This window comes from Sphingobium indicum BiD32, from assembly GCF_000382885.1.
Classification (GTDB): domain Bacteria; phylum Pseudomonadota; class Alphaproteobacteria; order Sphingomonadales; family Sphingomonadaceae; genus Sphingobium; species Sphingobium japonicum_C.
Genome location: NZ_CAVK010000087.1, coordinates 1 through 10552 on the forward strand (window position 1 = coordinate 1; position 10552 = coordinate 10552).

Here is a 10552-nt window from a genome sequence, read left to right on the forward strand (position 1 = left end):
TTCGGGCCGACTGGGCCAATCTCGAGTTGCACGATGGCACGCTGTCGGTGCGCCGCCCATCGAAGACGCTTGCGGCGGTTCGCGCCATGTTGGCACCCTATCTCGATCCCGACGTCGACCTGGTCGCGGAACTCAAGGCGATGCGTCGCGAAGATGCCCAGCGTGATTAAGGCGCTTCTGGACAGCTCGAGCGTGCTCGCGTTCATCCGCGGCGAGCCGCACAGCCTCGATGAGGATCAAGTGCTCGCGGGCGCCGGGATCTCCAGCGTCAATCTCGCCGAGGTCATCGGTGTGCTGCTCGCCAAGGGCGTGCCCGACGAACGCATCGCCCTCGCGATCGACCGGCTCGGCCTGAAGGTGGTGCCGCTGGAGGGGGAGGCCGCGGCGCTGGCCGGACGCCTTATCCCGCGTGGGCGGCCGCTCAATATAGGGCTTGGCGATTGCGCCTGCATTGCGACCGGCATCGTGCTGGGCGTGCCGATCTACACTGGCGATCCGGACTGGCTGCAGCTCGAAGTCGACGCGGACATCAAGCTGATCCGCTGAGCGTGGCGCGCGATCTCCTCCCCCTCTCGGCGGACCTGCCGGCCGACCTGCTCGCCGAGATCGAGGGCGCCCGCGATACGTTGGCGGCCGCCAAGGCGGGATCGACCCAGAAGGCCTATGCGTCCGACTGGGCGCGCTTCTGCGACTTCTGCGACGTTCGCAACGTCGAGGCGCTCCCGGCGCACCCCGACATCGTCGCCCTGTTCGCCCATGTCGAAGCGGAGGCGGGTTCGGCCCCGGTTACCATCGCCCGGCGCGTCGCGGCGATCAATCACCATCACAAGGAGGGCGGCTTTCCCTCTCCGACGGCGCGCGATGCCGCCGGCGTCATCGCGCAGATGATGGCCGGTGTCCGCCGTAAATACGCGCGGAAGAAGGAGCAGAAGGCGCCCGCCGAAGCCGAGGTGCTCAAGGCCATGCTGGCGACGATCGAGGGCATGGGGTTGCGGGCGGTCCGCGATCGCGCAATCCTCGCTGTCGGCATGGCCGGAGCGTTCCGCCGCTCGGAACTGGCAGCCATGAACCTGCCCGAGGTCATATTCGTGCCGTCGGGGATGCGGATCACGATCCCGCGCTCGAAGCGCGACCAGGAGCAGCACGGCCAGATCATCGCCATTCCCGAGGGCCGGTTTATTCGGCCGGTGACGCTGCTCAAGCACTGGTTGCACGAGGCTGGGCTGAATGGGCTGGATCCGCTGACCGGCACGGCGCGGCAGGGTCCCGTGTTTCGGCGGCTGACGCGATCGGACACGCTGACCGGCGATCCGATTTCCGACAAGACCGTGGCGCGGTTGGTCAAGGCCGCCGCCGCGGCAGCCGGGCTCGATCCGGCGCTGTATTCGGGGCATTCGCTGCGCGCCGGCTTCCTGACCGAGGCCGCCTCAAAGCAAGCGAACCTATTCAAGATGAAGGATCATTCCCGCCATAAATCCCTCGACACGGTCGCCGACTATGTGCGCGACGCGGCGATGTTCGATGACCACGCAGGGGATCAGTTTCTTTGATCCCGCGGCTTCCGTTATCCGCAGACCTTCGAGACTGGGCCTGAACTGCGAACGGACTGAGACGATGGTTTGCCCATAATGACGACCATCGTCCTCGTTCACGCTTTACGGGCAAAGCTCCGGGCGAGGCATATGAGTAAAACGACGCGTCAAATCATGGGGGGCATGCCCCCCATGATCCGATCACCCAATTGGCCGCATGAACGACAACCGGGACGAGCTTGACTTACCCGCGAGACTGTCCAAGCAGGCGAGACCAGCCTGTTTTCGCCGGTCATAGCCACATTTTAGATGGCCAAACTCGCCGAGATGCGCATCATGCGATCCTTCAGCGAGAGCTTGGTCTTCTTGAGTTTGCTCAACCGCACCTCGTCGGGACGCAGTATGCGGCTCTCAAGCTCGATTTGCTTGCTGACTCTTTCATGAGCGGCTTTTAATCGCCCGAGAAAACGAGCGGACATATCCTATTCCTTTCTTGACATGGGGTTGATGAGATAAAGCGACTATCTGGCCGCCTTTGTGGATTCCTTGTTGCCATTCAGAACGCCACTGACAGTATTTGTGGCCGATTTGGGAAGCTTTTCCTTCTTTGGTTTGCGAGGCTCCCGACTTCCCGACATCTTCTTCTTACCCATGAACGTAGTCCTTTGCATGATCACCCGATGGTGACGTGAATCATGTCGTGTGCCTGATCGGACCGTGGCGTCCGATCAGGGATAAGGAAGCGGTTCGGGGGGGAGCCTGAAATAGAGGACAAAGATCACGATTGGTTCCTTCGCCGCCACCGCTGCGGCAGTCGGCAGCACTGCTCACGCATAACCGTCGCCTGACACGGGCGATGGCAAAAATATAAAATAATGCTTTCTTCCTGTGGAAGCCAATTTCCTAAATCCTAAGATCAATATATTAGGATGTTAGTAAATTTCGCGATGCCCTAGTCGGCTTAAGCGCCGAATAGGGCTTAAATGCCGATGATCGGCTGTTTTTTAGGCGGTGTCGCCAGCGCGATGGAGAAAAGTTTCATGACAACGAGATGATGCCAGATATAAAAAGTAAGTCAACCATGGCACGCCCGCAGTTTTTCCGATGCAGTCGGTCACGCATCTAGTGAATTGGCCGGAACGATCGAAACGGCGGCTCCTATAATTTGGACGCGCGCAGGTGACGATCCGGTCCGAGAGGAAGAACGGATGAACCTGATCGTACCATGCCGGGTTCGACCTTCTGGCATGGGGCTACTTGACGGGGCGGTTCTCGGCCTTGTCTAGCTGGTCGCCTGAGCTTATATTGGCTGTATGGCTTGGGACATTCAAAGCGTCCGTCAAATTTCCCATCGCGGCAGCAGCGCGCTCGCGCGCTAGCTCGCCCTGACGGTACGCCGTCAGGGCCCATATCGTCCCTATTTTTCCTTCTTTCTCGAGGGTGTGAGCGCCGGGACCTCGGCGTGCCCGTGAGGAGCTTGTCATGAAGCCATTTAGTGATGCGACGGTTGCGATAATCGCCCGCTCCGCAAACCTGGTAATGGGCGCCGCCGACGAAATCGCGCTCGGCCTTTATCGGCAACTGAGAAGAAGGTCGGCCGAAGCAACCGGCGACGAGGCATCCGCACTTGAAACCCAATGCGTTGCAAACATCGCGACTTTTGTTCGTGACGTTGCGAGCAATATCGGCGCACGCGACGTTAGGGAGCGTTTTTCCGGTCGGCTCGAAGGCTTCCAGATGCATCGTTCGACCTATGCGGTCGTTGGGGACATCTTGAAACCGGTGCTCAAGGACGTGCTCGGCGCAGATGCGACAAATCAATTGTGTGCCGCCTGGGGTGATGCCTATTGGGGCATTGCCAGCCCGCCCAGCCAGGCCGCCTGACCGACCACTGAGATCGTGCGGAGCGTTGCTCCGCACGATTGTGTTTGCTTGTCGCAATGTCGGGAGTCCGCCATGTCTTCGTCGCAATTTCTCTGGGTGACCCGTTCGTCGCCCTATGCTTTCCTAACCGGCCATCATTTGCGTGCCGCCGGGCACAACCCCTTGGTCATGCCTGTCCTTACAATCCGGCCAATCTCCTATGAGCCTCTGACCAAACCACCGGACGCACTGGTCTTCACGAGTGCGCACGGTGTCACCCACCATCTGTTCGATCCGGAGATGGCGGAGCTGCCGATCTACGTTGTTGGTCAGCGGACCGAACGAACGGCACGAGATGCGGGATATCGCGACGTTATCTCGGCCGACGGGAACGTTGGCGACCTCTATGACCTCATCACAGCCCGTGCGCCGCGAGGATCGTCGGTTGTTCATTTTGGAGCTCTTGAACCCGCCGGCGATCTGGCGCGCGATCTTGTCGGCCAAGGCTTTTCAGCACAGCATGTTGCCGTTTACGAAAGTCTGGACGTCCCCAGTAACATGCTCCGTCCGGCGCTCGCTGCTTTACCCTGGATTGACGGCGTCCTGGTGCATTCGCCGAAAGCCGGACGGCGATTGGCCCGCTTTCTCGCGGAATGCGGTGATCTCTGGCACGGCACTGCCTTTTGCATATCCCGCGCCGCCGCCGAACCGATAAGCGAGATGATCAATGCGCCGGTGCGAGTGGCGCAATTTCCTACGGAAAACTCCTTAATCGCACTGATCGGCGACAGCGGCGAGCATACCCTACCGGCCGTCGCGGAGCGCGTCGCCTTTGCGGAGTGCGATCATCGCAGGGCAGCGGTCACCAAGACCTCGATTTTGTAATCGGGGCTTTAGCCGACACCCGCGTGGATCGGCGTATAGCCCATGCCCGGTCCAGGGCTCATTGGGTTATGGTCATGCCAATCTCCTCCGTTCAGGGCTGACGATATCGGGAGAGGGCAAGCCGCGACGCATTGGTGTTGGCTGATTCGCTGCGCACCGATCCCAGTTGTTTCCGTATTCTTGAGCCGCTCGATCCCCTGCTCATTGAGTTACGGGAATGGTCGCGGATCGCCGCGGAACGGGGCGAAGATCTCCTCCGCCTAGCCAACCGGATGTGGACCCATTTGTGGCGTTACTACCCGCAGTTCCTCAACCATACCGATGCCATGCCTGTCTCGATCGCATCCGTTACGGGGTGCGCTCGAAACGTTCTGGGCGCCCGTGTCGTGAATGCTCGAAGCTGCGATCGTGCTTGAGTTGGTGCTCGGCAAACATCTCGAAGCCGGCACTGGCGGCGAAGCGCTGCTTGATCAGTCCAGGTCATCGCCGCCGCCCCATCCGAGTTTTGCGCCGTGGGCTTCCAGCTCCTCGCGCACGGCAGTCAAAGCCGTTTGGAGCGTGGCGAGTTCTTGAAGCGCGTCAGCGGAGAATGCGCGGTCTGTGGCCGCCAGCCGCTCGACAGCCTTAAGACGTGCAGCCTCAAGATTGGCCCGTAGGCTATGTACCGGGTGACGTCTTTCCATCGGGTCTTCTCCTTGGGTGCCCGCCGCAGATATCGCTAATTAGCTCAAATGGATCGTTCGGTTGCGCGACGAACCGTCGCGGCGAGCCGAGGCTGGCCTCGACGGCAAAATGCCTGCAGTAGTCTATCATCCATTGTTCCGTCGTTGCCTGGATTCCGGATAATTTCCAATCCTGTGGGGATTTGGCCTTACCGCAAACGCCAGAACCACCAGTGGCAGGCCAAGGAAAAACAGATTGATGCCGGCAAGCATGCCGATCGCCCAGGCGGCGGTTCCTGGCCAGCCGTCCCAGATCAAAAACACCAGCAGCAGATCTATCAATCCGCTGAAAAGCAGCCAGCCCCACTGTCGTGAATGACGGCGGAAATCGAGACTGGAAAAGATCGCCGTTAACCCTTCGACGGTAAACAGGACCATTAGGAGCATCGTCAGGGTCAGTATGCCGCGAAAGGGGTTCACAGCCAGAAGCAAGCCAATCGCCGTCGCCAGAATACCTGCGGCCAGTGACCACCAGTATCCTGGCAAGTGCTTCGCCCGTATCAGCGTAACCGTTCGAACAAGGCCTCCGCCGAAAAACAGCCAGCCGATTAGAATGTCGACCACCAACGTGCTCCAGACCGGCATCGTAAAGGCAAGCAATCCGAGAAGTTGGAGCAGCAGTCCCTGGACAAGCAGAAGCTTCCAGTGTCCCGCCGCTGCTGCTACAATGTCTTTGCGGATTTCATCCCGGGTAAGTGGTTGCTCTAGAGTCATCCATCTTCTTCTTGTTTCGTGGGAAATTACGCGGGTGGTCCGCGCGCGGACGTTACGGCTCTTATGTCTAACCACGGTAGATATGACGCGGAAGCTCGGTGTGTCGATGTCAAACATCAAGTGCGTCGTTCTCCTCCAAGAGAGCGAAATGATCATGGCTCATGCCTAGCCTGCCGTCGTTGCACTGCCCCCATCAGTCAGCAGGTAGGGCAGCCATCCAGCTCATATGGGCCGGCCGACGGGCTCTCATTTTCCAGCGGATGGTCGCGCTGTGTTGGTCGTTCGGCATCAGTATCCCCAATATTGATTGGCGCCATAATAGTCGTACAGCCTCTCGTCGGCCGAGCGGTCGCTCGGTCGGTCCGCTTCGTCCAGATGCAAGGTTGGCGCATTTCGTAGCTGTTCACGGGTCAGGTTGACCCGATAGACATGCATGCCGAGATCATAGGAAAGCTTTTCCCAAGGGATGGGATGGACCCGCGAGCCTATGCCGAGAAAGCCGCCAAAGGACAAAATGGCATAGGCCACTTGCCCCGTCTCCTTGTGAATCATGAGCGAGTGGAGCGTGCCCAACTTCTCCCCACGTGCGTTGACGATTGGCGTGCCTTCGACGCGCGTTGACGAGATCAATTCGTGTGAATGATCAAAGTCTGGAGCCGGATCGATATGGGGTTCTGCGTCAGCCATTTTATGCCTCCTTAACGTTGCCCCGTCCTGCTCGATCAATCGCGCAACATCACAGCATCTCGACGCCCTCCATCAGGCGTCTTGCCGGGCCGTGGTGGACGCGATGGCCTCGAGAAGCTCCTTCATATTCATAGGGAATGGGAAGACGATCGTATTGCTGCGTTCATTTGCGATCACATTGAGCGTCGACAAATAGCGAAGCTGCATGGCGCCCGGTGACCGGGCGAGGACTTCGGCGGCCTCAAGGAGCTTTTGTGCCGCCTGCTGCTCCCCTTCTGCGTTGATCACCTTGGCGCGCCGTTCGCGCTCGGCCTCAGCCTGGCGTGCGATCGCCCGCACCATGGATTCATCGATATCAACATGCTTGATTTCAACATTCGCGACCTTGATGCCCCATGCATCGGTTTGGGCATCGAGAATGTCTTGGACGTCGGCGTTGAGCCGATCACGCTCTGCCAGCATTTCATCGAGTTCATGCTTGCCAAGCACGGAGCGTAAAGTGGTTTGTGCCAACTCGCTCGTCGCCTGCATGAAATTCTCGACTTGAATCGTCGCGCGTTCGGGATCGATGACGCGGAAATAGATTACTGCGTTGACCTTCACGGATACGTTATCGCGTGAAATGACATCTTGGGTGGGAACGCTATGGACGATGGTCCGAAGATCCATTCGAACCAGTTGCTGAATGACCGGCACCAGGAGAATAATTCCGGGGCCTTTGACCCCGCTGAAGCGGCCGAGCGTAAACACGACACCGCGCTCATATTCGCGCAGAATTCGGACGGCGCTGAGCAACAGCAGCAGCACGAGCACGACCGCCACACCGAGGATGATAAGACCACCGAATTCATTCATCTCAGCCTCCAATATGCCCGGCATCATCCTTATCCTTCTTGATGATCAGGTGCGGTCGTGATGCGTAGCTTCAGGCCATCAATGCCGATCACCTGGACAGCTTGGTTCGGTGATTGGCTGGGACCGCGGGCTTGCCAACGTTCACCATGCACGAAGATATAGCCCTCGCTGCCGTCCCAACTGAGAACATGACCAACGGCGTCGATCATGGCCTCAGCGCCGGTCGCAACCTTTTTGCGGCGGACCCTTGCCGCTGCGTAAGCAATCAGCAGCGCGATGCCGACCGCGATGGCGACGATGCTCGTTAACATCGGCAGGCTAAAATTGGGCACAGCATTGGGCTCGATGAACATCGTCACACCGCCGATTATCGCGAGTGCGCCGAGGGCGCCGATCAATCCGTGCGCGGACGCTGATACCTCGCTGGCGAGTAAGATGAGGCCCAGGAGGACAAGAATCCATCCACTGACATCTGCCGGGATCAGAGCGTCAAACATCACGCCTCCTGAAACATAGTTGGTTCGAAACTTCGTGGCTCTCAAAGGTGCAAGGATTCTCGTGCGCTGCCAGTGCCGGCAGGCTCGATCGTCGCACTTGGAAGGCTATGTTAAAGTGAAGATGGATCGATGAATGAGATAAAGCAAACGCTATTAATTGCCGATTTAGCGCAATTAATTTGTATTAAATTCGACGAGCGGCGTGCGTCTGCTATGGCCACCTCCCATCAGCGAAGGTGCACCTCGCTATTCGATCGTGCTGCCAAGTACAGGATTGAGCGACAGCGCCGCCAGCGTGCTGCCGCCCCCAATATTAGATAGCCGCCGATGACAGAAGGCCGAACTGGCGCGACATAGAGAGTGCCAGGACACGGCAGAGCGCGCAAAAGGCGGTATCGGACAGAATCTCGGCGACGTGCTGGCTGTGGTGTCGGTGCTCAAGGCGAAGCGATCGACGGCAGTTCGTACGCAGCAGTGCGCCGGGCCCGCTCGGCGTCGATGATGTAGTTGCGCCAGCGTTTGCTGGCTTTCACGCGCTGCCCGTCACCTTGGCGCTCAACGGTCTCGTTGCGGGTTGCGGCTGCCGCCTCGCGCATTTCCGGGGTATCGCGCCGGAAAGCTGCGGTACTCGCCCATGCTTTCGCGAGCCATGGCGTCAGAACGATTGCAAGCAGCATGCCTATGACGCTGCCTTCTCCCAGCGGCAGGAGCAGCACCACAAGCGTCCAGATTGCAAAAAATACGGTTGCAGTGCGCAGGAGTACGAGCCGCGGCCGGCAATAGGCCATGAAGCCGAGCGACAGCCAATGAAATGGCGCCGACAGCAATATCCAGCCGGCCAGAAGGATCGCGATCGTCGCCGCGATCATGACGGCGAGCGAGAGGATCTTGATCATGGCGCGGCCTGCTCCGCGGCAGAGGCTTCGATCGGGCCGGACGGCAAGTCAGGAACCGTTCCGATGTCGTCCAGGACCGCGCGGTCGAGCGTCTTGACCAGAAAGTTCGCGACGACCTTGCTGTCGAGTACGACGATGCCGCCGATAGGCTCACGGCCAAACGTGGTAAAAGCGGGCGGTTCCGGCGGCTTCCCCCAGCTGTGCCTTTCGGGGATGGCGGGTTTCAGCTGGAAGAGAAACCGGTCGGGATTGAGGAGGCTCAGTGACACGAGCTCACCCTTATCGCTGTGGCGGATGTCCGCGATCGTGCCGATATAGCCGATCCCAAGGTCATTCTGCTGATAGGTCGTCAATGCGTAGCCAATGGGCCGGTAGCCGTGCTGACTCGGGCGGACATAGTGATGATAGGCCCAGCCCTGGCCGTTGAGGTCGATCCCGTCGATCAGTAGCTCGAACCCATCATTTGCAAAGGCTGCTGCGACGAAGGCGCATTCCAAGATGACCAGCCCGCAAAAGCCGGCAAGCTCGTCCATCAGAAGGTGACTGCCATCGGCATAGCGGACCATGGATTCGATCGGATTGGAAAAGACCGGTAGGAGTTCGCCTTGAGGCCGCAGAGCCAGCTCAAAAGGCTCCCACAGATGGCCGGCCGGTGGGAGGATGGTCCCGACATGCACGAACAGCCCACGGAGCAGTTCGGCGAAGGCCCACCCCAGAAAATGGACCAGGAGAGAAATGCCGATCGCCAGCAACAAGCTCGTCGCAGAGCTCAGGGGCAGCTCAGGGCGAGCAGCGCCCGTACGGGCGACCCGCAGGTTCCAGATACCGAGAAATGTCAATCCCGGCATGAGAATGAGCATGCTGGCGAGGACTGCCAGCGTCAGTGTCATGGATCAGGCCACGGCGATATATTTGAAGCGCCCGGTCTGGGGTTCCCGGACCAGTTTGGCGACCTTCCCACGGCGTTTGATGGCGCGACGCTCATCCTGCAAGCGCATCAACTCGGCATAGCCCCCCACCTTCCGCGCGGCTTCCGATGTTTCGGCTTGTTCACGAACGGTGAGTACGCTTGTCATGGTCTTAGTGTATGATCCAGGCAGGGGGACGTAAAGAGCACAATGGCGTTGCCTCCCGTGGACCGCCAGTGTTGCATTCGTCATGCGGAAATGTGCGGTGGGAACACCCAGATCGACTGGCTCGACCATCGATTATGACCAATTTACGGGCATAAATCATTCTTATAAAATTCTTGAAACTTTCATTTTATGGAAGTATTGAGAATTTTATGAATGCCCTCCCCTCCTCGCTGTCGGATGGCAGGCTGGCCGGCCGTATCTTCGATGAGCGTCAGCTTGGAGAAGCGCTCGGCGGCAGTGCCGGGCGCCGCTACGCGCTCGTCAACCGTGCGCTAAAAGACGGTTCGCTTATTCGCCTGAAGCGAGGTGTCTACCTTCTGGGCAAGGCCTATCGTTCAGCGCCGATCCATCCTTTCGCTGCGGCACAAGGCCTCCTGCCTGGCAGCTATGTATCGTTCGAGACTGCCCTCGCCTACCACGGTTGGATCCCGGAGGCGGTCTATGTGACTGCGAGCGTGACCCCTGGCCGCAAGACGCTTGAATTCGACACACCGATCATGGGGCGTTTCACCTTTCATCCGCTCGCGGTTCACGAGTATCAATTCCTGGCGGGTGTGGAGCGGCACAAATTAGGCGCTCTCACGGCCTTTGTCGCCAGCCCTTTGCGCGCGCTTCTCGATCTGGTTGCGTTGCGCAAGCAGGGATGGACAGGCCTTGACTGGCTCACGCACGGTCTACGCATCGATGAGCATCATTTCCGCTCATTGAAACGAAAGAATTTCTCGAGCCTGACAGCGGTCTACAAGGGGTTTGAGTAGCAACGGA

14 protein-coding genes are annotated in these 10552 nt (G+C 59.2%); 5 read left to right on the top strand and 9 right to left on the bottom strand.

Annotation, left to right across the window (positions count from 1 at the left end):
- Positions 1 to 153 precede the first annotated feature (153 nt).
- Both EBBID32_RS09555 and EBBID32_RS09560 read left to right on the top strand, forming a co-directional pair.
- Entirely contained in the window at positions 154 to 546 is a 393-nt protein-coding gene (locus EBBID32_RS09555) for a type II toxin-antitoxin system VapC family toxin (RefSeq protein ID WP_037490018.1), read from the top strand.
- A 2-nt stretch (positions 547 to 548) separates the two neighbouring features.
- Complete coding sequence (locus tag EBBID32_RS09560; RefSeq protein WP_006954812.1) at positions 549 to 1550, top strand: site-specific integrase; 1002 nt, start codon at positions 549 to 551, stop codon at positions 1548 to 1550.
- A gap of 287 nt (positions 1551 to 1837) precedes the next feature.
- On the opposite strand, the gene EBBID32_RS23570 is transcribed toward EBBID32_RS09560, so the two are convergent.
- Positions 1838 to 2011, bottom strand: coding sequence for a DUF465 domain-containing protein (locus tag EBBID32_RS23570; RefSeq protein WP_006954813.1), 174 nt, complete (start codon positions 2009 to 2011; stop codon positions 1838 to 1840).
- Between the two features lie 1003 nt (positions 2012 to 3014).
- Between EBBID32_RS23570 and EBBID32_RS09565 the strand changes: the two genes are divergently transcribed.
- Positions 3015 to 3416, top strand: coding sequence for a hypothetical protein (locus EBBID32_RS09565; protein ID WP_006954814.1), 402 nt, complete (start codon positions 3015 to 3017; stop codon positions 3414 to 3416).
- Positions 3417 to 3488: 72 nt separating this feature from the next.
- Positions 3489 to 4280: a uroporphyrinogen-III synthase gene (locus EBBID32_RS09570; protein ID WP_006954815.1), complete on the top strand. Its 792-nt coding sequence runs from the start codon at positions 3489 to 3491 to the stop codon at positions 4278 to 4280.
- A gap of 470 nt (positions 4281 to 4750) precedes the next feature.
- Here EBBID32_RS09570 and EBBID32_RS09575 read toward each other — a convergent pair whose 3' ends face one another.
- The 8 genes from EBBID32_RS09575 to EBBID32_RS09610 form a co-directional block, all read right to left on the bottom strand.
- Entirely contained in the window at positions 4751 to 4963 is a 213-nt protein-coding gene (locus tag EBBID32_RS09575) for a hypothetical protein (protein ID WP_037490019.1), read from the bottom strand.
- A gap of 126 nt (positions 4964 to 5089) precedes the next feature.
- The gene (locus EBBID32_RS09580; protein WP_196805628.1) at positions 5090 to 5833 is read right to left on the bottom strand and encodes an HdeD family acid-resistance protein; all 744 of its coding nucleotides are present in this window, start codon (positions 5831 to 5833) and stop codon (positions 5090 to 5092) included.
- Between the two features lie 171 nt (positions 5834 to 6004).
- Positions 6005 to 6403, bottom strand: coding sequence for a PRC-barrel domain-containing protein (locus EBBID32_RS09585; RefSeq protein ID WP_051093316.1), 399 nt, complete (start codon positions 6401 to 6403; stop codon positions 6005 to 6007).
- A 72-nt stretch (positions 6404 to 6475) separates the two neighbouring features.
- Positions 6476 to 7258 carry a slipin family protein gene (locus tag EBBID32_RS09590; RefSeq protein ID WP_037490024.1) on the bottom strand — a complete coding sequence of 261 codons (783 nt, stop codon included), beginning with the start codon at positions 7256 to 7258 and terminating at the stop codon, positions 6476 to 6478.
- 29 nt (positions 7259 to 7287) lie between these two features.
- Positions 7288 to 7755 (bottom strand): NfeD family protein, encoded by a 468-nt coding sequence (locus EBBID32_RS09595; RefSeq protein WP_006954828.1) that lies wholly within the window; start codon positions 7753 to 7755, stop codon positions 7288 to 7290.
- A gap of 437 nt (positions 7756 to 8192) precedes the next feature.
- Positions 8193 to 8651 (bottom strand): hypothetical protein, encoded by a 459-nt coding sequence (locus EBBID32_RS09600; protein ID WP_006954829.1) that lies wholly within the window; start codon positions 8649 to 8651, stop codon positions 8193 to 8195.
- Positions 8648 to 9541, bottom strand: a complete 894-nt coding sequence (locus EBBID32_RS09605; RefSeq protein ID WP_037490020.1) for a hypothetical protein — start codon at positions 9539 to 9541, stop codon at positions 8648 to 8650. Before EBBID32_RS09605 ends, EBBID32_RS09600 begins: the two co-directional genes overlap by 4 nt.
- Before the next feature lie 3 nt (positions 9542 to 9544).
- Positions 9545 to 9727 (bottom strand): hypothetical protein, encoded by a 183-nt coding sequence (locus EBBID32_RS09610; protein ID WP_006954831.1) that lies wholly within the window; start codon positions 9725 to 9727, stop codon positions 9545 to 9547.
- A 209-nt stretch (positions 9728 to 9936) separates the two neighbouring features.
- Here EBBID32_RS09610 and EBBID32_RS09615 point away from each other — a divergent pair, with 209 nt between their 5' ends.
- A complete protein-coding gene (locus tag EBBID32_RS09615; RefSeq protein ID WP_006954832.1) occupies positions 9937 to 10545 on the top strand; it encodes a type IV toxin-antitoxin system AbiEi family antitoxin domain-containing protein in 609 nt (202 codons plus the stop codon).
- Positions 10546 to 10552 lie beyond the last annotated feature (7 nt).